General features: G+C 42.6%; 19 protein-coding genes. 13 read left to right on the forward strand and 6 right to left on the reverse strand.

The features are described 5' to 3' along the window. Positions 1 to 51: 51 nt before the first annotated feature. Together EC604_RS28430 and EC604_RS28435 are read right to left on the reverse strand one after the other, a co-directional pair. Positions 52 to 1,692 (reverse strand): response regulator, encoded by a 1,641-nt coding sequence (locus EC604_RS28430; protein WP_161557079.1) that lies wholly within the window; start codon positions 1,690 to 1,692, stop codon positions 52 to 54. Beyond that, entirely contained in the window at positions 1,670 to 3,400 is a 1,731-nt protein-coding gene (locus EC604_RS28435) for a sensor histidine kinase (protein ID WP_161557080.1), read from the reverse strand. Before EC604_RS28435 ends, EC604_RS28430 begins: the two co-directional genes overlap by 23 nt. Before the next feature lie 242 nt (positions 3,401 to 3,642). Between EC604_RS28435 and EC604_RS28440 the strand changes: the two genes are divergently transcribed. From EC604_RS28440 to EC604_RS28460, 5 genes are all read left to right on the forward strand, one after another. Beyond that, positions 3,643 to 4,524 carry a nucleoside hydrolase gene (locus EC604_RS28440; RefSeq protein ID WP_123067325.1) on the forward strand — a complete coding sequence of 294 codons (882 nt, stop codon included), beginning with the start codon at positions 3,643 to 3,645 and terminating at the stop codon, positions 4,522 to 4,524. Positions 4,525 to 4,852: 328 nt separating this feature from the next. Further along, a complete protein-coding gene (locus EC604_RS28445) occupies positions 4,853 to 5,860 on the forward strand; it encodes an AraC family transcriptional regulator (RefSeq protein ID WP_123067326.1) in 1,008 nt (335 codons plus the stop codon). Between the two features lie 91 nt (positions 5,861 to 5,951). Further along, complete coding sequence (locus EC604_RS28450; protein WP_123067327.1) at positions 5,952 to 6,743, forward strand: SDR family NAD(P)-dependent oxidoreductase; 792 nt, start codon at positions 5,952 to 5,954, stop codon at positions 6,741 to 6,743. Between the two features lie 325 nt (positions 6,744 to 7,068). After that, complete coding sequence (locus tag EC604_RS28455) at positions 7,069 to 7,815, forward strand: ABC transporter ATP-binding protein (protein ID WP_123067328.1); 747 nt, start codon at positions 7,069 to 7,071, stop codon at positions 7,813 to 7,815. Next, a complete protein-coding gene (locus EC604_RS28460; protein ID WP_123067329.1) occupies positions 7,799 to 9,433 on the forward strand; it encodes a hypothetical protein in 1,635 nt (544 codons plus the stop codon). Before EC604_RS28455 ends, EC604_RS28460 begins: the two co-directional genes overlap by 17 nt. Positions 9,434 to 9,525: 92 nt before the next feature. On the opposite strand, the gene EC604_RS28465 is transcribed toward EC604_RS28460, so the two are convergent. Further along, a complete protein-coding gene (locus EC604_RS28465) occupies positions 9,526 to 10,347 on the reverse strand; it encodes a MerR family transcriptional regulator (protein WP_161557081.1) in 822 nt (273 codons plus the stop codon). Positions 10,348 to 10,479: 132 nt separating this feature from the next. Here EC604_RS28465 and EC604_RS30720 point away from each other — a divergent pair, with 132 nt between their 5' ends. The 4 genes from EC604_RS30720 (at position 10,480) to EC604_RS28475 (ending at position 12,707) form a co-directional block, all read left to right on the forward strand. After that, positions 10,480 to 10,626, forward strand: coding sequence for a hypothetical protein (locus EC604_RS30720; RefSeq protein ID WP_240037285.1), 147 nt, complete (start codon positions 10,480 to 10,482; stop codon positions 10,624 to 10,626). Between the two features lie 145 nt (positions 10,627 to 10,771). Next, a complete protein-coding gene (locus tag EC604_RS30725) occupies positions 10,772 to 11,068 on the forward strand; it encodes an MFS transporter (protein WP_240037286.1) in 297 nt (98 codons plus the stop codon). Positions 11,069 to 11,085: 17 nt separating this feature from the next. Continuing rightward, entirely contained in the window at positions 11,086 to 11,985 is a 900-nt protein-coding gene (locus EC604_RS30730; RefSeq protein WP_240037287.1) for an MFS transporter, read from the forward strand. Positions 11,986 to 12,143: 158 nt separating this feature from the next. Beyond that, on the forward strand, positions 12,144 to 12,707 hold the full coding sequence (locus tag EC604_RS28475; protein WP_123067331.1) for a GNAT family N-acetyltransferase: 564 nt from the start codon (positions 12,144 to 12,146) through the stop codon (positions 12,705 to 12,707). 93 nt (positions 12,708 to 12,800) lie between these two features. Here the strand turns inward: EC604_RS28475 and EC604_RS28480 are convergent, their stop codons facing one another. Continuing rightward, positions 12,801 to 13,688: an AraC family transcriptional regulator gene (locus EC604_RS28480; RefSeq protein ID WP_123067332.1), complete on the reverse strand. Its 888-nt coding sequence runs from the start codon at positions 13,686 to 13,688 to the stop codon at positions 12,801 to 12,803. A 137-nt stretch (positions 13,689 to 13,825) separates the two neighbouring features. Between EC604_RS28480 and EC604_RS28485 the strand changes: the two genes are divergently transcribed. From EC604_RS28485 to EC604_RS28490, 3 genes are all read left to right on the forward strand, one after another. Then, a complete protein-coding gene (locus tag EC604_RS28485) occupies positions 13,826 to 16,534 on the forward strand; it encodes a glycosyl hydrolase family 95 catalytic domain-containing protein (protein ID WP_240037288.1) in 2,709 nt (902 codons plus the stop codon). A gap of 189 nt (positions 16,535 to 16,723) precedes the next feature. Continuing rightward, a complete protein-coding gene (locus EC604_RS30205; protein ID WP_192895174.1) occupies positions 16,724 to 16,882 on the forward strand; it encodes a hypothetical protein in 159 nt (52 codons plus the stop codon). A gap of 193 nt (positions 16,883 to 17,075) precedes the next feature. Then, complete coding sequence (locus EC604_RS28490) at positions 17,076 to 17,963, forward strand: RCC1 domain-containing protein (protein WP_123067333.1); 888 nt, start codon at positions 17,076 to 17,078, stop codon at positions 17,961 to 17,963. 175 nt (positions 17,964 to 18,138) lie between these two features. On the opposite strand, the gene EC604_RS28495 is transcribed toward EC604_RS28490, so the two are convergent. Together EC604_RS28495 and EC604_RS28500 are read right to left on the reverse strand one after the other, a co-directional pair. Then, a complete protein-coding gene (locus tag EC604_RS28495) occupies positions 18,139 to 19,680 on the reverse strand; it encodes a glycine betaine uptake BCCT transporter (RefSeq protein WP_123067334.1) in 1,542 nt (513 codons plus the stop codon). Between the two features lie 259 nt (positions 19,681 to 19,939). Then, positions 19,940 to 21,703, reverse strand: a complete 1,764-nt coding sequence (locus EC604_RS28500; RefSeq protein ID WP_123067335.1) for a methyl-accepting chemotaxis protein — start codon at positions 21,701 to 21,703, stop codon at positions 19,940 to 19,942. A gap of 253 nt (positions 21,704 to 21,956) precedes the next feature. On the opposite strand from EC604_RS28500, the gene EC604_RS28505 reads away from it, so the two are divergent. After that, the coding region (locus tag EC604_RS28505) for a PAS domain S-box protein (RefSeq protein WP_123067336.1) at positions 21,957 to 24,009 on the forward strand (2,053 nt) is incomplete at its 3' end.

Here is a 24,009-nt window from a genome sequence, read left to right on the forward strand (position 1 = left end):
AAGCGCGGTTTTTTACTTTGTTTTACGTTAACTTTCTCATGGTACGCTGCTTTACTGCTCCCGATATTCCTGCGGTGTCATCCCAAATTTATCACGGAACACCTTGATGAAATATTGGGAGTTGGCATACCCCAGTTTTTCTGAGATCTCATATACCTTATCCTGCGAATGGTTTAGTAGGTAGAGTGCAAGATCCATTTTCACACTTAAAATATACTCACTCAAACTGATGCCTTGAAGTTGTTTAAACAGCTTGGAGACGTACACCGGGTGCAAGGATACATGATCTGCGATCGATTGAAGACTGAGGGAATGCAAGTTCGCCGAAACAAACGTCTTGATCTGATGAATGACGTCATGTTGCTCATCAAATGACTGTTCTTCCAGCTTTAGACGCAGACTATCAAGTATGTTATCAGCCCAATCTGTAAGTTGGGATACTGATCGAAAAGGCACACGTGGAACCCACTCGTTTCCGACCAGATCGGACAACAGCGCTTGATTTTTGTGGGCAATGTAATGAAAGGCCGATAACAATACAATCTGAATCTCGTCCAGATGTTCTTCGGTTTGTTCAGGTAGCGCACTATATCCGATCTTAATTCGGTGTAGACGTTCTTTGAATACTTCCCATTGTCCTGTTTCAAGTAAATGATTGAAGGTTGGGGGTTCATATAATATATGCAAAGAACGAATGGATACGGGGCGATAACTTTCCTCAAGGGAAAGGAAGTATCCCGTGCCGTTACCTACCTGCTTTTTGAGAGCCGATAGGGCTTGCTCATACATGTCACGAATATCTTGCTGGAGTCTACCTCCATGGCTAAGAATAACCGAAATTCCACCTTTCAGGTATTCATTAACATTGTGATGCAATTGCAAGGAAAGATGGGTGAGATCCTGATTTTGCTTCATGGGTTGCTCACTGTGATTCGTCTCTGGTGAAGTATGCAATTCGTTGTTGTCAGGTCCAGCAGACTTTAATAAAAAGACCAGATAATCGAAATGATCCCTACAGTGCCAGGTATAAAAAGCCGTATTGAATAACTCACATGCAATGTTGGTCACAGCGTATTCAAACAATTGCAAACTGGTCGTCGTATACTTGGTGAAATGCTCTTCCAGCCGCACCAGAACAAGCTGTACTTCATCTTGGGCATGGAAGGGGAGATGATAATGTTGCAACTTGTCGTTCAGAATATCTTCTGCATAGTGGTTACCTTCAATCAGTTGATTCAGTAACCTGTCCTTCAGCGAAGGCAGGTGCTCATGAAAGGAGTTCAGGGCTTGTTCATAGGACAAGGCCTTACGAATTTGCTCTTCAATGGACAGCACTGTTTGTTCCAGACAGGATGCCAGTTTTTCGACATCCAGCGGTTTCAATAAATACTCGACAACACCATATTTCGTCGCTTCTTTAGCATACTCAAACTCGGCATAACCCGTAAGCAAAATGCAGGGCAGATTGGGCTTTATCGCCTTGATCTGCCGGATCAGTTCAAGTCCGTTCATGACAGGCATGGAAATATCGGTGATCACCATGTCTACCGTTTGTTCCTCCATAATAGATAATGCCTGCATGCCGGAGTATGCTTTGTGAATACGCTCAATACGGTATTGATCCCACGGGAATGAGATCTCTAGATCGTCAATCACATAGGATTCATCGTCAACTAACAGAATCTGATGCATCTGCAATATCCTCCTTATGTATAGTAATGATGCACGAGGTCCCTTCGTATAAGCCGGATTGAATGGACAAGCCCGACCGTTTGCCATATGTAAGCCTGATTCGCTGATTTACATTTCGAACTCCTGTTCCAATCTGTTCTTCTGGACGCGTTAATTCATCCATATGTTCACTGATGAGTGCAAGCCGTTCTGCAGGCATGCCTACGCCATTGTCTGCAACTGTGATACGTATGGAATCCTGATCCTGCTCTGCCCGAATTGTAATTTTTCCGGGACCCATCGAAGGCTCTATCCCGTGTTTGACTCCATTTTCAACGAGCGGTTGCAGGATCATACGAGGGATCCGTATGGATAGAAGCTGCTTTGGCACATGGATCTCACAGGTAATACTTTTTTTTCGCATATGTATGATAGACATGTAATGATTCACAAACCGAAGCTCTTCACCAAGCGTGGTATCCATATCTTCAATGCGGTGAATGTAGCGGCAATAGGCAGCTAGTTCCAGGGTCATGGCGGTTACAGATTCATAGTCCTTTACACTGGATTTACTCTGAATATAGTTGAGACAGTTGTATAGAAAATGTGGATTAATCTGGGCTTGATACTGCCTCAACCGGGCCTCTTTGACCGAAAGCTCTCCAAGCAGCACCTGCTCTATTAATGTCTGGGTATTCTCGGCCATCCGGTTAAACGATCGACCTAATATTCGAAATTCGAGAGTCTTTGTTTCATCAACCCGACTTGAGAAATCTCCCCGGTCAAAACGATCAATCGCTTTGCGCAGACGAATAACCGGTTGTTGGATCTGATTCCGCAGCGCCAGCGTGTACAGTAGAGAGAGCAGAAGCATCGCCACGAGGGCCAACACAAACAACGTATTGTTACGTGAGATAGACTGCTGCAACTGATTCGTGAGATGGTAATCAATAAAGTACAGATCGAGAATACTTGCTTTCATATAACTGATGAAATAATTTTGATCCTGAAATGCAATTTCGAAGAAACCGCTATCATCTCTGATCTGTGGAATAACCTTTGCGTCAGCTTCGGCAAGTTGTGGGGAGCGTGCTCCCCGGATTGCTGTTTTAAAATGCGAATCATACAGCATTGGTGTCCCGGAAGTATATTCAGACATCATTTTCTGCAACACTTCGAGTGATATTCGGATCTCAATGTACATCGGACCTCGATGTCCCTTGGTTAGATGCGAGTAATACCCCGTACCATCCTTGTTCATATGTAACATCCATTTATCCAGCGGATCTTTGGACATGACGAACGGCTGAAATGAAAAATCACGATCCGAAGATACGGTAGCCTTCTCATCCGGATAATACAAAATGATTGTATTGTTCCATGCGGTTGAAGCACTGTTAAGGGCCAGTTTCTCCATCAGCTCCAGCTTGGCTTTGTATTTAGCAAAATCATTCCCGTAAGTGAGGGCATACGTATACCCTCTAACCGACTGATCCTCGGATAATGTTAGCGCATTCATTAATACCTGCTCAAATTGGTTAGACAGCTGGGAGGACATGAAACGTACTTCTCCAAGTTTATTCTTCTGCAGCTCACGCTGAATTTCGTCTACGTTTAATCGATAAATCCACCAGAAGATCAGGATGATTAGTACAAACATCAAAACAAGACCAAGCGCCAACTTCTGAAAAATAGAAGCGTTTTCTTTTGAAAACTTTTCCCTCAACATATTGTTTCCCCCTGTGCAGCAAAGAACCATAATGACTATTCTTTATTCTACATTATCTTGCTGGATTAGGGGAAGGAACATAAGAACAACAGATTTTGCAAAGGGCATCAGCCAAGTGCACACAATTGGATATCTGTCTAATGATTTATGATAAACTGAGGCATATCAAATGTTGGAGGTGCAGCATGGGGATTTGCACTTTTCTCTTGTATAACTAATTTTAAATACAGGAGGATTAATACATGGAAAAAGTACTGCTTGATACCGATATTGGCGGGGATATAGATGATGCGATCTGTCTGGCATATTTATTAAAGGAACCACAGTGTAACTTAGTTGGCATTACAACCGTGTGTGGAGAACCGGAAAAGCGGGCGGCCATTGCAAGTGCCATTTGTAAAACGGTTAGGCGGAATATTCCGATTATTGCCGGATCGGATACAACTTTGCAGCCAGTTCCTGTTTATCCAACCCCGGATGGTGCGACAGCATTGTCCAACTGGGAGCACCATATCTATGAAAAATCGGATGCACCTGCATTTATGTATGAGATGATTCGGTCTAATCCACATGAAATTATATTACTCGGCATTGGAAACATGACGAATATTGCCACGTTGTTTAACACCTATCCTGATGCCCCATCCCTGTTAAAGGGGCTTTATGTGATGAATGGATATTTCGGTCATGAAGAATTGCCTGAAGCCTATTACAATTGGAACTCCTGGGCTGATCCGCTCGCATCTCAAATTGTTTTTGCTTCCAACATAGCGGCTCACCGAGCCATCACACTGGAAATTACAGATCGATTGACTATAGAAGCGTCCAGAGCAGGGGAGCTTTTTCTTGCCAATTCGGAGTTGATGAAAGCCGTATTTGATTTTGGCAATTCGTGGCTGAAAAGTTCGAACAAACTGACTCTGCATGACCCACTCGCGGCCGTTAGTATATTTTATCCTGAAGTTTGTCAATTCGAGAAAGGTTTTGTCCATGTGGAAACCCAGGAGGAGACTTTGATGGGAGGGACTTCGTTTAGAGCAGCTCCTAATGGAAACGTGGAGATTTCCCGAGAAGTTGATAGGGAACGTTTTTATCAAATTTTATCGGGCACATTAAAAAGGTGAAAAAATATTCCTTTTAAAGCTCAACTCAAGGGCTCGTCTGTCACATACAGGCGGGTCCTTTTTATGTATATCAGGTCGGAATATTACATCCTTCATAGCAGTTACAACACACCGGGTGAGTGACTTATGTATCTCAGAAGTATATTCGAAGGACGGATCGTACAATGACCTGGACATGGTTTATAAAACGGCGTAATTCGTTAGTCTGTTGTCACCCTGTGCTAGTTACATATCAGAAAGTTAAGGGTATCATATTATTCGTGAGTCAACGAAGACAAGGAAGATTTGTTATTCGAGTGTGTCATTCAGCAGAAGGAGGTGCAAATGAATGTCATCCGATTCCTACGACCGTATTAAAATGCCGCAAGGCTTCTGGGAAGGGCTGCGGCAGCTAGGGATTGCCTCATATGATGTAGCTCGCAAAGCCGGATTACCGCTTACGATCATTTCAGAAACGACAGTGAATACCGCTCAATATTATGCTATTTGGCAAGCGTACTCCGACCTCACAGGCGATATTGCCCAAGGGATCATCAAACTGGCAACCGTTTATGAAGTAACAAAGTATCCGCCGCCGATATTAGCCACATATCATGCCCGAGATTACCGTGATGCATTGCATCGGATGGCTCGATATAAACAACTCTGTCCTCCCGAAAAATTAAAGATGGTTGAGGCGGGGGAGAGTTGTACAATCGATCTCGAGTGGATCGTCACCGATCACACTTGTCCGCCATTACTAGTCGGCATCACATTAGCATTCCTGCTTGAATTGGGACGGAAGGGAACAGGACGGCCTCTTATTGCAAGTGCGGTAGAATTTACCCAGCCGATGGGAGATGTAAAAGCTCTCGAAGCTTATTTTGGCTGCCCGATCCGGACAGATGCTATTGGCAATCGGTTGACGCTTCATCGACAAGACCTGGATATTCCTTTTCTCACCTACAATGAAGAGTTACTTGAGATTTTGGGCCCCTCACTGGATCATACGCTACATGAACATAAAGTAAATCGTTCCGTGTCGGACATGGTCAAATGGATCATGAAGCGCAGCTTAAGTGCCGGACGTCCGGAGGTACATACGGTGGCTAAAGAATTGGGCATGAGTAACCGCACCTTGCAGCGCAGATTAATGGATGAAAAAACAAGTTTCGTACATCTGCTCACCCAGGCAAGACATGAACAAGCACGGATGTACTTGGCAGACTTATCGCTTGATATCAAGGAAATCGCATTCCTGATCGGATATGAAGACCAGAATTCATTTTACCGTGCATTTCGCGCTTGGGAAGGGGAAACACCTGCTCATTGGCGAAGCGAACATGTGGAGAGATAAGGCAAGCTAGCAATACATTTACAAGTAAATAAGTTAAGTATTCTTTACATTCAACTAGAAGCCAACTAGACAGAAAAAGGAGAAATGGTTTATGGATATGGGATTAAAAAACAAAACAGCATTGGTGACAGGATCGACCAAAGGAATCGGTAGAGCAATTGCTATGGAGTTGGCTCAAGAAGGGGTCAACGTACTTATCAATGGACGATGTGCTGAAGAGGTACAACGAGTCGTTCGCGAAATCAAATCTGCCTATCCGAACACTTCTCCTCAAAATGCGGCTGCCGATATTGTCAACGCTACTGAACGTGAAGCTTTGTTCAAAACGTTCCCACAGATTGATATTTTGATCAACAACACCGGGATTTACGAAATCATGCCCTATTACAATATAGACGACACGGTATGGGAAAAATATATTCAGACGAACGTGCTTTCCGCAAACGCGCTGACCAAATTTTATTTGCCAACCATGCTGAACAACGGCTTTGGAAGGGTCATCTTTATTGCCAGTGAAGAAGCTGTAATGCCTGGACATATGCCGCAATATGCTGTAACCAAATCTATGCTGCTCTCTTTATCGAAGAGTCTCAGTAAATTGACAAAAGGCACAGAAGTAACGGTCAATACGCTCTTGCCTGGACCAACCCTCTCGGAGAACGTAAAGCAGATCATCGAGAGTGTCATTCAGGATGAGAGTCTGACCTTTGATGAGAAAGAAAAAACGTTCATGGCGGCCAATCTTCCACAATCCGAGTTGCAGCGCTTCATTAGACCAAGCGAGATCGGAAGACTAGCAACATTTGTATGCAGCCCTTATGCAACGCCATTTAAAGGTTCACCGATCCGTATGGACGGGGGAATGGTTCCAACAATTTACTAGTGAAGTTACAGCTATAAGTGGTTTATATGGAAGGAACTAGTAATTCAACAACTTGGATAAGCGGACTATCATTCGATCGTTCGTTTTCTTTTATTCGCAGATACAACAAGGAATAATATAAATCAAGATCGAATACAAGATAAGTGATTGTCTAATTTCCCAAGATTAGCTATTGGGTTCATTAAGACGATTTACCTTCTAAAGGGATGTTAATGGCTATCCTTTTATGAAAATAATTTGAAGGGATTGATAGGTATGAAAACTAAACAATTAATCAATTCGTATATGAACGAGAAAAATGGCTTTGAAAGCGAGGAGTTAATCAATGAAACTGGTATTACAGAATTTAAGGAAGAGTTTTGGTGAGAAAAACGTATTAAGTGATGTGAATTTTCAGTTCGAAAAGGGAAAAATCTATGGCCTGCTTGGACGAAATGGTGCTGGAAAAACAACATTATTCAATTGTCTGGGTGGCGAGATTCAGGCGGTTAGCGGCACAATGGAACTCATTAACGAATCAACATCGCGTCACTTAGAAATCGATGATGTAGGTTATGTTTATTCTTTGCCCATGCTACCGGAGTTTCTGACGGGATATGAGTTTGTACGATTTTTTATAGATGTTAACGCCGATGTAATCGAAGGGCGAGGAAATGACATTGATGGCTTATTCGATATGATGCACCTGACACTAGAAGACCGCCACAAACTCATTAAACAGTATTCACATGGAATGAAAAATAAAGTTCAAATGATGCTATTTTTACTGATGAAACCCGCAGTGATTCTCCTGGACGAACCTTTGACTTCATTTGACGTCATTGTTGCGAGCGAAATGAAACAACTGCTGCGTGATCTGAAAAAGGATCATATTCTCATTTTTTCAACTCACATATTACAATTGGCAACGGATTTGTGTGACGAGTTAGTTATTTTAAATCATGGGAGTTTGACTCGGATTTCACCTGACATTCTCACTCAACCCGACTTTGAAACACAAATTATTGAGTTATTGCGCGATGGAAGCGAACAGGGTGCCCAGAAGGAGAATGCCGATGCAGGGAATCTTTAATACGGTTTCTCGCATGTGGCAGTTGCAGGTAATCACGCTAGTCAACCGTTTAATATATATGATGCAAAGGTTACCGGTGGTAGGCACTTTAATTCGTGACCAAACATACGCTGCTTTTCGGACGAAACGCACATTAGGTGCAATCGCAGTTATTTTAATGCTTGGCGCTGGTTTGTTGGAGAGTATACTTTACTTCTGGGGAATGCTCGCGTTGCCCATACTTTTATGGACACAAGATCATCATACGGAGCGATTTGCACTTATTCTTCATATGTATTTTTGCATTAGTGGTGTGATGGGTGCGGTAACTAGTGCAAAAGTGTTGGAAACAAACAAGATGAAGTATACTGCAATCAGATTTATGCGAATAGCGCCAACTCGATTTATGCGGGCTGTAATGTTTCACAGATATACCACATTTTTTGTGTATCAAGGGATGGCCTTTGCGCTGGTCTCTGTGTTTTTTAACTTTTCGATGATTCATACCTTGCTGGTCGTGGGAATCATGACTTTTTGGCGAATCTTATGTGAGTTTTTACATCTGGAAATATTTCAGCGGAAAGGCATTGTTCTTATACAGAAAACTTGGGCTACGATTTTAACGATGTTAATCGCACTAGCTCTTGCTTACCTTCCTTTAACCCCATGGAGCATCCCTTTATTCGGGGCTGTGATATTTGAACAACGATGGCTTATGACAATCATCGTATTGTCAGGGACTGTCGCTGGGTATATTTTGCTCAAACATAAGGATTATACCGCTGCAGTGCGAGCAGTAACTACCTACGCCGATCCATTGTTAAACAAAGAAATCATGATTGCTGATCTTCAACAACGAATGATCCAATCGAAAGGTAACGACCTAAGCGAACTTTCCACTTCTAACCCTCGTGTCGTCGAACAGAGGACACAGAGCACCTTAGACAAAAAGGGATACGAGCAATTGCATGGACTCTTTTTAAAGAGGCACGCTAATCTTCTCCGGGTACCGTTCCGCAGACGTTTAATAGCCACTATGATCTTAGGCTTGTTACTGTCTGTCTTGGCACTCATTTTCAAAGATCATATTTCTCTAGATTACATTGGAAGATTTACACCTTTACTCATACTAGCTATGCTTAATCTGACCGTGGGTAGTCAAATCTGTAAAGTGTTATTTTTCCACTGCGATATGCCGCTAATGCGTTATTCATTTTATCGCAAAGATGCGAGACCACATTTCCTTTTAAGGTTAAAATATTTATTAAGCAACAATCTAAAATTAGGCTTGTGTTTTGCAGCTGTCATAAGTGTGTCTATACTCATACTAACTGAGGGACGGAATGTAGGTTCACACCTTGCGATCTGGATTATGATTATCACGCTGGCTGTCTTTTTCTCATTACACCATCTAGTGTTGTACTATGTGCTCCAGCCGTACACCGCCGAATTGGATACGAATCATCCTCTTTTTACAATCGTAAACAGTCTTATCTCATTAGGCATTGTTGTCGCGGTGTTTTTAGGGCCTACGCTCTGGGTGTTAACTGCTACCTTAATTGTGTTGACTGTAGCTTATCTATTCAGTGCTGTACCTCTTGTCAGCAAATATGCTCCAAATCATTTTAGAGTCAAATGAGAGTGAACATATTAAACGTTTAACATTAATCCTCCCTTATAAAAATGAAGGGGGGATTTTGTTATTCATCTGGCATGCAAATGAGGGAGAGATCAATGTGATACCTGAACAAATATCCGTATTTTATAGTCGTCTGGATTCTTTTCTGTCCAATAGGTGTGCAGTTCCAATGCATATACATCTCCGCTTATATTCATTCCTTTACGTGCAATGAACTTTTTAATGACAGAATACGTTTGTGGCATGCTATCGTATGACCCTTTGTGATCTATAATTGCATATAAACCTGCAGGTTTGATCAACATCTTTTCTTCAGGAATGGAGGTCTTTATTTGGTTAGCTATGTATTCAGGATAATAGCCCCCGGATTCAAATCGGTCTTTACTTATAATCGTCCAAATCGCAAATTCATGATCGATATAGTGTGTTTCACAAAAGTCTCGATGTTCGGTTAATTTTTTGGCAAACTCCTTATCACCATCACCTATATCCAGTTTGGTAGTTATGAAATATTCCTCTAGGCATTCCAGAATTTTTGGTGAGTTTCGTAATTCTAATGTTGCTTCCTCAGTCATCTTGATGGCACTTGTCAGAATATTTTGCATTTGATTAATTCTACGTTGTTCTCGTTCTAACTCCACCTGTTTTTCTTTTAACATATTTATGAATAGAGGCGTATTTTGCTTCTGAAGAAACACCTTGATTTCCTCTAGTGAACTCCCGGCTTTTTTGAGCACAATAATCAAATCAAGTACAAGACATTGTTGAACGGAATAATAACGGTAGCCTTTAGAATTGACAAATTCAGGTTTTAACAGTCCAATATCATCGTAATGAAAAAGGGTGTGTTTAGTCACTCCGCAAGTTTTAGCTAGTTCACTGGTTGTGAAATATTCGTTTGATATATTCGACATTTTTCTATCCTCCATGCCTCTATAGCTATGTATTAAATTCGCTGAATTTGTTTGTTGACTATAGGGTTACCCTATACATTATAGTTCAATATGTTAAAAGTTTAAAATAATTCGTACGGAGGAAGATTACTTATGTCAACATTCAAACGCTGGATGATTTTAATCATTGTATCCAGTGCACTCTTACTTATCGTCATGGATATGACGATTCTTTACACGGCTATGCCAACGTTAACACATGAATTAGGTGCGACTGCTTCACAAAAATTATGGATTTAAATGGTTACTCCCTTGTTATGGCGGGTTTGCTTCCCGCAATGGAGACATTAGGAGACCGACTTGGTTATAAACGGGTTTTCTCGATAGGTTTGATTATATTTTCAATAGCTTCACTTACTGCGGCTTTGCTCCCACCCCCTATGTTTTGATAGCGGCAAGGGTACTTCTTGCTGTTGGAGCAGCGATTATGATGCCTGCTACCATGGCAATCGTCAGAGTTACTTTTACAGATCCGCGTGAGTTAGGCTTGGCTATTGGTATTTGGGGCGCTATTGCCTCAGGAGGTGCAGGACTTGGACCCATCGTAGGTGGACTTCTTCTCGAGTATTTCTCGTGGGGATCTGTATTCTTAATTAATTTACCCATCGCAATACTAGCATTTGCACTAACTATACTGCTTGTCCTAAACATGAAGGGAATAGAAGTAAAAAGTTTGACTTAACCAGTTCAATCCAAATTATGATTGCCTTGGTGACTCTTATTTATGCGATCAAGGAGTTTACTCGCCGTGAAGGTTCGGTAACTTTTGCAGTAATTGGAGCTGCTGTCGGCATAATGGCACTTGTTATCTTTATACGTCGTCAAAACAGAAGTTCTGACCCACTTATTGACCTTTCATTATTTAAGATACCTCTGTTTACCACAGGATTTATTACAGCATTGGTAGGTTTATTTGCTATGACGGGAATCCAATATATTGTGACGCAACGGCTTCAATTGGTAGAGGGTTTCAGTCCACTAATATCTGGAGTATACACGCTAACTATCCCTTTTGCATCTGTCATTGCAGCTCCAGTGACCGGAATGCTCTTGAATCGCTTCAAGGTTATTTATATCAAGAGTGCTGTTCTATTCCTTACAGCAGTGGGGTTGGGAATCTATCTTGTACAATTGGATTCAGGCATTGCTGGGCAGGTATTTGGACTGACACTTTTCGGAGCAGGCTTAGGTGGTGGGATGACTGTAGCATCTCATTCTATAATGAGTAGTGCTCCGTATGAAAAAGCAGGTATGGCTGCATCTATGGAAAGTGTGGGATATGAAGTTGGTGGAGCTACAGGAATAGCCATGATCGGCAGTCTATCAGGTCTTGTGTACACGTTAACCATGAAAATCCCAACAGGATTGAATGTTCCAGTAAATGTGAAAGATAGTTTGGATGAAGCTTTAATCGTAGCAGAAAGATTGACTGTATCTGCTTCGGAAACATTGAAACAAGCCGCACGGTTTGCGTTTGATCAGTCCTTTTCCGCTGTTATTGTAGCCCTTATTGTGCTACTGTTAGTTGCTTCATTAAGCATGTTATGGATTGGATCACGATCAATGAAAAAAGCAGAAGAACCGCGGCGCTTGGGATAAGGTGAGGGAGGAACAGACTCTGAATGCTGTCCAGAATCATCGTAAGCAAGTAAAAACCTGTGCGTGCAGGTCTGAAGTGGGGAGCGTTCTCCCATAGAACTCGCTGTTGATCGACAACATGAGACAGGAATTGTGATAACCATCTGGAGGCGATAAAAGTGCTGGAATTAGAGTTTACAACTATAAAGACCTGGAATGAAGCTTTGTGGAAGCGGATGGAGCGGATCTATCATGAAGCTTTTCCCTCCGGCGCGAAGACAAAAGTGATTCTCCGCAGTATGCTGAATCGTGGAATTGGTTATTTACACATGGGCGTGCATCAGGGGGAGGTAGTTGCTATGGCGGTTACTGGACTGGTGGGGGAGGGGGAGGAGCGCCTCCTGGTCATCGACTATCTCGCGGTTGAACAGAAGTTGCGCGGATCGGGTATAGGGACATGGATGCTGAAACAGCTCCGGGCTTGGGTAACAAGGGAATATGGGGTCGAAGGCATAATTATCGAGGCGGAGTCCGGGACAACGGAGGCTCATCTGAAACGCATTCAGTTCTGGCAACGCAACGGGTTTGTCCTGACCTCCTATGTTCATCAATATAGCATGGTGCCAGAGCCGTATCAGGCAATGAAACTGCCATTGGGTAGAAGCAAGCGCGTAAATGATGATGGTGAATCGATATTTCGTTATATTAATGCATTTCATAAGGTTGCTTACCGAAAGAGGTAGATGAATTTAATTACCTGCATCGTATTGGTCAAGGGAAAAAAGCCTGCCGCAATGCTTATGACATCTAGGATTAAAGCAAAATCTTGATGAGTTTCAATTCATATCGTGTATACGGCGCTCACTCCGATATTTTGAGGGAGACTGATAATAATATTTTTTAAACGAATGACTGAATCGTTCTGGTGTTGAAAAGCCTGCCGCGATAGCTACCTCTCGAATCGGCAAATCGGTCGTCAGCAGAAGCTTTGCTGCAGCCTCCATACGCGCTTGCCATTTTTTGTCCTTAAACGACATTCCATATTGCTTCCGCACGGTCCTTTCTGTCTGCCTTGTACTTAATCCAATTTGATCCGCAAGCTTTTTCAGTGTTATGGATTGATAGTCATATAAGAAACTGTTCTCAATGGTCACAAGCCTGCTATCATTTAGTGTTTTAACCGGTGCATTCAGTACCGCGGTGGGGGCTTGGTGATAGTGTCTGATCGTCCGAGCCACAATCATCTCAAGTATGTTTGTTGTCATCTGATGAAAACCAAAATGTTTGAGTGACACTTCCCGAGCAAGCATCTCAAATAAACACATCATGTTTTCCTGATCGGGGCCAATCCAGAAAGGCGTATCCAGCAGCCATCTAGAGAGAAGTCCCTTGCTGAGAATATCCATTGCTTTGGGTCCAGATACAATCTCAAAAAAAACACAGTATTCGGCCATGGGGTCCGTGTGATCCGGGATTTGCTCATGTTCGACCTCAGGGCCGGTCATAAACAAGGTGCCGGGCGTCAAGGAATAATGCAACCCGTTGGCGATAAGAAGACCCTTTCCACAGGGAATATAATGAAGCTCATAGCTGCCATGACTGTGGCTGTGTTTGGGCATCGTTTGATGAAAATAACCGAATTTTACATACAGTACGTTAAGGACAAGGTCATCGAGTTTTAACTTGATATCCATATCATCAATATCTATCGGGGGCAGATTCATGGTTTATTCTCCTCTGTCATAATGCGACATCATGAACGGAACTTGGTCGGCTCTTGTGATAACACAACTCCATTGCTCATCCCTATAATTATAGCTATGAAAGCTTGATTGGGAAATGGAAAAAGGGGGAGAGGAAGTTGGGAAAAACGAGAGCTCATCTATATGATCGAGGCAATTACGCTCTGCATTATACCGAAATACCCGCTGTAAATCCGGGGCACGCCTGGAGAGATGGCATGGTAAGTGGAAATGGAAGAAATGGCTATATTACGTCAGGTTCACCTTATTCCGATAGCTTTATTTTTCAACATATGTGGTTCAATTTCCCTTCCGCTGACCCTAGAGAGATACCACCAGAACTGACTAGTCAATTGCAGGAAGCCAGACAAAATGTGTTTGAACAGAATGATCAATGGAAAATCAAGCACAACAATGGGCAGACCCGTGTAAGAACATTTTATTATTGTTACCATCCAGGTCATCAGCTTCGCTTGAACATGATAAACAGAGAACAAGTTTCAGACTTTGAACGGTGGACGAACTATGAAACAGCCGAAACGGGCGTAAGATATCGTGATAACGATGGCTTGTGGGTACGCACTTCGTTTACATCTAGAAAAGATGATGTTTCCATCACTAAGCTGGAGCATTCTGACCTTGGACGGAAGATCAATATGGTGTTGCAGCTTGATGATATTTCACATATGGACGGGGCTCATAACGGGATGTCCGAAGTTTGTGCACTTCGATACAAAAAACTGGTAGATCCCGATGCCTGTTATCTTGCTCAAGTGGTTCATTATCCCTCTTATATAGGGAGTGAGTTGAGCCAAGGTGGATATGCAGGTGTTACTCAAGTTATCGTTGTTAACGGTACGAAGGAACGGATCTTGCTGGAAGACACAGACGAGGAGATGAATGTAGGGTTGGAACAAAACCCGGCAATTCAGATCAATGATGCCGATGCCGTATACCTCATCACAACTTCGGGACGAACTCACGAGATGGGGAGCATAGAGAACTTTGCCGACTGTTCAAGCTACTTCCTTGTAGATGAGTTGTTACAGCACACCCAGTCGGTCGTGCAGAAGTATAGTCATGCACAATGTGCATTTGATTATGAGCAGGCACTTTCATTACATGCCGAATGGCATTCCCGTGAATTTAACGCTGTACGTTTTGCTCTTGATGGTGACGAGAAACACAAAGATGTCGATAATCTGCAACTCATTGAACTGCAACAGGCATCCGCAAACCGAATTAATCATGCTTTTATGGAACAGGTCTACAACCAGGGGCGATATGCTATGATCTGTTGCAGCGGAAGCAGTGCTCCTCGTTTATACGGGATGTGGACAGGCGAATGGAATCCGGGATGGAGAGGCATTTACACACTTGATGCGAATGTGAACCTGCAAGTCGCAGCCATGAATACGGGGAGTCTAACACAGGCTCAGCTTGGGTACATCTCATTTCTCCTCAGAAATGCCCCGGATTTCGAAGCCAATGCCCGTATGGCTTACGGCATGCATGATGCGATTCAGGTAAGTGTTAACTCAGACGGAGACCGTGCTATGCATGTCGAATATGATAACGACTATCCTTTTGAATACTGGAATGCCGGTGCGAGCTGGTGTTTACTTCCTATTTTTGAATACTGGCAATGTTTCGGCGATCGTGATATTCCCATTGCGGAGGAGATGAACATCGATCGTCTGCAATCGCTTTTATCTGTTCATGACAACGGCTTATCAGATGAGGCATTCCTGAGTTTGAAAGAACGCGGTACGCTGAATCTGCTTCAAGATATTTTGCTACCGCTGCTCACCAAGCAAGCTAACTTCTGGGAGCAGATCTGTACACCTGAGTATTTCACAGATGTTACGGGACAATCACGTTATGAGCCTGGCAAACGTTCATTACTTGCCGGTGAGCGTTATATGATCATTCCTACGTACTCTCCTGAGAATCACCCAATTGGTTATAACAGCACTATCACCGCAAACGCTACGATGGACATTTCTGCAGCACGAGATGGATTAAATATGGTTATTCAAGCGGAGATGGCTTTAAAGCGCCCGGGATATGAGAAAGCGGTAGACAAGTGGAACAAGCTGATGGGGCAGTTGCCAGCATATCGTTACGGTGAAGATGGTGCGCTCTGTGAGTGGGCTATGGCCGAGTATATTGAAAACAATGATCACCGGCATCTGAGTCATTTATATGCTGCCTGGCCTGCTTATGAAACCCACGGTGATGCAGATCTTGCATCGGCTTCTGCTATAGCTCTGGCAAACAGAGACAAGTTTAACACAACGGATGCAACAGCAGGTCATGGCTGGATGCATAAAGCACTCGTACATGCACGATTAAAAAATGCAGGTGGTGTTCTTCATTCACTCCTACCAATGATGACCGAAGGTGGTTATTATGATTCTTTGATGACTGATCATGATACTAACCGTAGAAATCATTGTTATTGTACGGACACTGCTTTTGGTGTAGTTGCCGCGGTACAGGAAGCTTTGCTCTATTCCAATACAGGAGAAATAGAAGTACTGCCTGCACTTTCTTCTGACTGGATGTCCGGTAACATCGATGGCTTAATGGCAAGAACACAAGTGAAAGTAAGCCGTTTGTCATGGGATCAATCAACGGGGATAATCAGAGTAGTTTTGTCTTCACTTATTCAAGATAATACCATTCGACTGAGTTCGGGGTTGCCATGGACAACCGCTCTGGTTGATGGAGTTGAGACACAAGTGCACATGAAGGGTAACCAGAAATATGTTAACTTAATACTGCAAGAGAGTCAGGAGACTTCGGTCGTTTTCAGTAGGGCTTAGGTATAGATTCAGTAGAATCTGACTTTCTTTGAGCATCAGTAAAAACCTTTTACAAATATTATCAGTAGGTTATAATACAATCACCAGATGAAATTACCCAACAATAAAGTGAAATATTGTTATTCTTCAGTGAAGTCTGAGTCATATCTCTTTTTTAGAAAAATTCATGAAAATATGGGAGGTATCGTTATGGTCAAGAAGAAAATTTCCACTGCCCTGACTGCAACTTTAATCGTTTCTATGCTAGCTACTGGTGCAATCGTTGCGATCCAAGGTAAAACCACGTTAGACATAGCAACAGCAGGGGATAAGAAGGTTGAAGTCATCAAAGGTATTGAAAATAACTGACACGACAGTCTTCAGAATCAAAAGACTGCAACAGGATAGGAATTTTCAAAAATAGTTAGTGGATTAACCTCAGAATAGTTATCATCTGAGGTTTTTTTCATTAGTGAAAATAATCCGCTTGGAAAATCATTTTTGAAAAGATCATTTGAATGAACGGAGGAAAAAGTAGGATTTCGAATGATGGAGGAACGATATGGACTACAGTTCACGGAAGAAAGCATGGTTTGACACGAAACGCCTTCGCAACTCTACTATAGCGGCGGGTCGTCGTCATACCGTTGGTCTCAAATCAGATGGTACAGTAACAGCAGTGGGTGATAATAAATGCGGACAATGTAATGTAAGTCACTGGAGTCATATCGTCGCAGTTGATGCTGCAAATGTTCATATGGCTACAAACACGGGTAATGCCCACACCGTTGGTCTTAAATCCGATGGTACGGTAACAGCTACCGGTTGGAATAAACATGAGCAATGCAATGTAAGCGAATGGCGCGATATAGTATCCGTTTCAGCCGGCTGGTGTCGTACTGTTGGGGTTAAATTAGATGGCACGGTAGTTGCGGTGGGGCGAAATAATGAAGGGGAGTGCAACGTTGACAGCTGGCGCGATATTGCAGCAGTCACGACGGGAGACTGGCATACAGTCGGTCTCAGATCAGACGGTACAGTAACAGCCATTGGTAACAATAAGTATGGACAATGTAACGTTAACGAATGGAGAGGCATATTAGCTGTCTCCGCCGGGTATCTTCATACGGTTGGGCTTCGGTCAGATGGCACGCTAGTGGCTGTGGGTAGGAACAAGGAAGGTGAATGTGACGTAAGCGGATGGCGTGATATTGTAGCTATCGCAGCGGGAAGTTATCATACGGTTGGTTTAAAATCTGACGATTCAGTCATTGCTGTGGGTTCGAATAAACATCAGCAATGTGTTGTAAGTGAATGGCATGAGATTCGAGCTGTTTCAGCAGGGTGTGCCCATACGCTTGGACTGAAATCAGATGGTACGATAGTTGCGGTGGGCGATAATGATTATGGACAATGTGATGTAAGCGAATGGAGTAACATCAAACCATAATAATAAACTGCCTTACTTGAGATTTTATGGGGCTAGAGGTCCCGATTTTCAGGTGATCAACAAAATAAAATGATATAAAAGAACACCCACGCAAAGGTGGGTGTCCTCATTGTCTTTCTGTTGAGGTTGTATACGTTAAAGATCAAGAATACATGACCTGCTTGAAATTTGAAATTCAGACTTGCAGGTTATCTTGTTCTTCAAGCAGTCGTTTCAGCTTTTGACGTTGCCGTTTTTCCTTCTGACGACGCTCACGATCCTCAGCTTGCAAAGCTTTGAGAAGAGAGACGCACATCCCGATCAGAACAACAGCGAATGGCAATGCGGCCACTATAGAGGCCGTCTGTAGGCCATTCAATCCTCCACTGATCAGCAGCACGACCGCGATAGCGGACTGAAGAATTCCCCAAGTAAGCTTTACTCGATTACTCGGGTCCAGCGTTCCATCTGAAGTCAGCATACCGAGTACAAAGGTAGCCGAATCAGCCGATGTAATAAAGAAGATCATAATCAGGATTGTAGCGATAAAAGCTACAATCGTGCCTAAAGGCAGCTGTTCCAGCATAAGGAATAAAGCAGTTGTTGTATCTTCCTTGACAGCCTCTGCCAGACGCACGCCATCAAACAATTCCAGGTGAAGTCCTGTTCCGCCGAAGACGGAGAACCAGATAAATCCGAAAAGGCTTGGAATAAGCAGGACGTAAATTACAAATTCCTTAATGGTTCTACCTCTCGATACCCTCGCAATGAACGTACCAACAAAGGGAGCCCACGCGATCCACCATGCCCAGTAAAATAACGTCCACGCCCCTATCCAGGTTTCTCTTGAAAACGGCGTCAGTCTCAAGCTCATGTTAGTAATATTCTGTAAATAGCTGCCCATGGTTGTCGTGAATGTATCGAAGATAAACGTTGTTGGGCCAGTCACCAATACAAAAAGCATTAATAACACAGCGATCACAAGGTTTGTGTTGCTTAGAATCTTAATCCCTTTATCCAGACCGGAAGTCGCCGAGATTAAAAAAAGTACAGTTACAACGGTGATAATAACAACCTGAACTATTGTCGTATTAGGAATTCCAAATAAATGACTCAGCCCCCCGCCAATCTGAAGCGCACCCAATCCAAGCGAGGTCGCCACACCAAAGATGGTGGAGATGACCGCCAATATATCAATGGCCTTACCAAGCCAACCTGCAGCAAGTCGCTCACTGATGAGAGGAATAAAGGTGGAGCTAATCAAACCTTTGTAGCCTTTCCGGAACTGGAAGTAAGCAAGTGCTAAACCAATGACGGTGTAGATCGCCCAAGGATGCAACCCCCAGTGGAAAAAGGAATACCGCATTGAAAGTCTCGCTGCCTGCGTAGTCCCGGATGCCGCTCCTTCCGGTGCAGATAAATAGTGGGAGAGCGGTTCAGCAACTCCCCAGAAAACTAGTCCAATGCCCATACCAGCGCTAAACAGCATGGATAGCCAGGAAATCGTAGAATATTCCGGTTCATCATCGTCATCCCCCAGCCTAATACCGCCAAATCGACTGAAAGCTAAATAAAAAGCGAAGATCAGGAAGAACAGTGTCGCCAGCAAATAAAACCAGCCAAAATTTTGAATCGAGAAGTTGTAAGCTACGTTAGCTACATCCGCCAGCTGATCAGGGGCAACTGCTCCCCATATTGCAAACAGTGCAACGATGATAATTGTGATTGTGAAAACCATGATGAGACCTCCGTTATGTATGCTTTTTCCAACTATTCCTTAGTATTGCTAGTCCGGCTTGTAATCATGCGAAAAGCCAGCTGTTGATAATTTAAAACAAACCGCTGTGTAATGAAACACTGGCCGGTTGGATTTTAGTTACAGAGAACCGTAACACAAAACAAAAGAATAAGGGAACTCTCCTAAAAAGTAAAACCAAGAGTCAAAAACTATAAAAAAAGCCCGATACTTTATTGAATCAAGCATCGGTCTTTACTTATTATTTATCCGTATCATGGACTTCGATTTGAAATTGATCTGAATACGATTTGAGGTTGTCAGCAAGGAGGGTTAGCTCTCCGGAAATACCTGATAGTTCATTGGCCGAACGCTGTTGCTCTACAGCACTGGCGGAAACTTCTTCGGACATCGCTGATGTTTCCTCGGTTGCGGAAGCAATGTAACTCAAATGTTGCTCTACCTCTTGGCGAATGGATTGCATATGGATTGTCCGATTTTCCAGACGTTGAGCAAGTTCATGCACTTCAGAGGATAACCGGCTTACCTGTTTGAAGCTTTGAAGACATTCAGCGATCTGTTCTTCCTGCTCCTTGGCAGCCAACATATTTGAATCCAGATGCGTTCCCATATGATGAATTTCTTGAACAAATGAACTCAGTATCTCATCAATCTCCTGAATCGAACGTTCGGATTCTTGAGCGAGATGTCCCATCTCATTAGCAACAACTCCAAAACCTTTACCCGCTTCACCAACACGGGCTGCTTCGATCGAAGCATTTAAAGATAAAATTTGAGTTTGTTTTAATATGTTGTGAATCTGTCCACTGATGGAAGAAGCAAGTTCCGAGCGTGTCGTCAGCGACTTGGAAATATTCTGTTGATCCTCAACAAGTTTGGCGTTCTCACGGCCTTTTTCTAGCAGAACTTCATGTTGGCGTGTCACTTGTATTTGCAATGCAGATAACTGATCGGAAGTACGGGTGAACTGTTCCACATAAGAACCTACTTCATTCATAATACTGCCCAGATTTTCAGAATGCTGGACGGAGCGTTCTGTCTCTTCAGCTTGTTTCATGGAGCCTATGGCAATTTCCTCGATGGCTCTGGAGAGCTCTTCAGACTGACGCTGATTTGTAAGAGCCGTCTCGGCAATATTTTTAGAAGACTGTTGTAGTGTAGCCGAACCTTGTTGTATTCCCTTCATAATGTTCGTTAGTTGCACAACCATAGTATTGATTAGGTTACTGATGTCCCCGAGTTGATCGTTTGTCATCTGAGTGGATACAACTCGGAGATTCCCGGAAGAGACCTGTTCCAGGCTTGACTTAATGTCAGATACTTGACGAAGGATCCCTCTTACGACAAGCAGCATAATGATGAACGATAAAATTAAAACTACTGCAAAAATCGGGATAACTTTACCATACGTATTATTCAACGTTATTGCGGAAACACCTTCAACTTCTGCTGCAGACTGGTCCATGCCCAAATAACCAATAGTAGTTCCTTGCGAATCTTTAATTGGTGTAAAAGAGGACATAAGCATTCCCCAGACAGGATCTTCGACAATGCCAGTAGTTACAACTTCACCGCTAGCCAAACGTTCTAGAGTTTGAGAGTTCAGCTCAAACGCAGTCCCGTAAGGACTGTATTCCGGATCGTCCCAATCCGCGCCATCCACGGTGTAGACCCATCCTTTCGGTGTTTTATTATACATATAAACATAAAGAGCCCCCGATTGAAGGCGAGCCTTAACAAGCTGTTCTCTAAGTGTTTTGTATTCGGAGCTTTCCTCCGAACCTGAGTTGTATAACGAGTTGATTAATGCTGATTCCTTACCCATCTCAGAAGCGATGTTCACTGCAAGCTTCTGGTTGTTATGCTGCATTGTCATCAAGGATGAATTTTCACTGGAGTAGTTCGTTGCCCACAGAATCAGGCCGCCCATAGCCAGTAGTGGGACAAGGATGATCGAATATAGTTTTAATCTTAAATCCATTCTTTTGTTGCGCTTGTGTTTCACGTTCTGTTCCCCCTTGGAAGTAATTAAAGCATAATTATTTATGAGCTTATATTATCTTATCGTAAACTTGAGGAGTAGAATGTAGTCCGATGCTAAATTCAGTGTCATCTTGTCCGTTACTGGAAGTCAAATTGGATATGTGGTAAAGGCTAATATTTAAAAACGTTTTATCTCGTTTTATTTTGATTTACAAAGAATAATGTTTTTGGGAAAATGATTCTAAATCATAAAATGAAGTAGGGGAGAGCTTTCAATGCAGGTTCAGAAGGTTAATCATCATGAATTCTTCGAGCAAATATATAACCATACACCGATTGGAGTTGCTCTTATAGCTCCGGAGGGAAATTGGCTGAAAGTGAATCCTGCTTTCTGTCATATGACCGGTTTCACTTATGAAGAACTGATGGAGCTCCGCTGCCAGGATTTAACGCATCCGGAGAATTCCTCGATGGATAAAGTTGAAGAAGCTGGACTTTTTGATAACAAAGTAAAAGAAAATATATATGAAAGGCGCTGCATTAAAAAGAATGGCGAAGAATTATGGTGTTCATTTCATGTAACTCCAGTCAGCGACGACGTAACATGTGAACTCCATTACTTTATTTGCTTTATTGTAGATATCACTGATCGTATCCGTTCTGAACGGAAACTTTCGCACAGTAAAGGCATTAGCGCAAATGCCGAACGCTTGGCGAAGATTGGAAGCTGGGAATGGGATGTAGTTCATGATCAGATCACCATTTCTGAACAGGTGCTGGAAATCTTTGAACTTGACCGCACAAACCAATATTATTGCGCAAAAGATATCTATAAGGTAATGAGTACTGCAGATGTTGCATCTTTACGAGAAAAAATAAGAGACGCAGAACAAAGAGATCCATTTGTTTTTGAATTTAAATACGCTCAGTCCGAAGCTAGAGTAAAGTATATTCAATTACGTGGGTTAATCATTTATAACAAACATCAACAGCCCGTAGAGTTAAAAGGTGTACTTCAGGATATTACCGAACAGAAACAGATCGAATTCAGGCTTCAAGAAACCATCGAACGTTACACCTCGCTCAAAAAGTATAATCATGATGCTATTATTTCATTTAACATGAGTGGAAACATTATTAATGCTAATCCTGCAGCCGTAAAAATGACAGGTTATGCAGTAAACGAAATGATTGGAAAAAGTATAGGAAGATTTATTGGAGCCAGTAATCTAGGCCTCATTCTGCGGAGTCACTATGGTTTGGCTGAGAAGAAAATGAACACTGTTTTGCACAAGGACGGCCGTGAAACGGAAGTGTTGGTAACGCTTGCTCCAATTATTATTAATAATGTCAATGTCGGCTACTATTTAATAGCCAAGGACATCACAGAACAGAAAAAGCTTCTCATTGCCAAAGAAACAGCTGAAAGGATGAATCAGGCGAAAAGCGATTTTCTGGCGATGATGAGCCATGAAATACGGACACCTATGAATGGTGTGATCGGAATGACAGATCTTCTTCTAGATACCCCGGGACTGAGCAAGGAGCAAACAGAATATATTCAGATTATCCAAAAGAGTGGAGATTCCTTACTTACTATTATCAATGATATCCTTGATTTTTCTAAGATCGAGTCAGGGAAAACCGATTTAGTGGTTGATCCTTTTGATCTTCAAGAAATCGTGACAGAAACGGTGCAAATCGTAAAACCTTTGATCCGCGAAAAGAAGTTAGACATTCATGTTTGTTTGGATGAGACGCTTCCAATACCGCTTTATGGTGATGCATCTCGTTTAAAACAAGTACTTACTAATCTCATCGGTAATGCTGTGAAGTTTACGCTCGAAGGTAGCGTTGAAATTGAAGTACGGGTTAAAGAACAATGTGAGGAGAACGTGTATCTCGAGTTTAAAGTCAAAGATACGGGAGTGGGAATTCCAGTAGAGAAAAGGCAACAATTATTTGAGCCATTCTACCAATTGGATAACTTTATGACCCGCAAAACACAAGGAACGGGATTGGGACTGGCGATCAGCAAAAAATTGATAGAACTCATGCATGGAGATATATGGATTGAGGATGCAGATGAACCTGGCACAACGTTTATATTCACAGCCTGCTTTAAAATAAACAATGAGGAAGTCAGCCAACGCTTAGAGCTCTCCCCAAAAAAGAACAGAGACACCCCTCTCCATATTCTGATTGCAGAGGATAATGAAATGAATCAGCTTGTCCTTAGTAAAATGATTGAAAAAAAGGGACACTTCGTAGATCATGTCGCGGACGGAAAAGAAGCGTTAGAGGCTGTCAAGAGAAATGCATACGATA

It is taken from the genome of Paenibacillus amylolyticus, assembly GCF_003719335.1.
Taxonomy (GTDB): Bacteria; Bacillota; Bacilli; order Paenibacillales; family Paenibacillaceae; genus Paenibacillus; species Paenibacillus amylolyticus_D.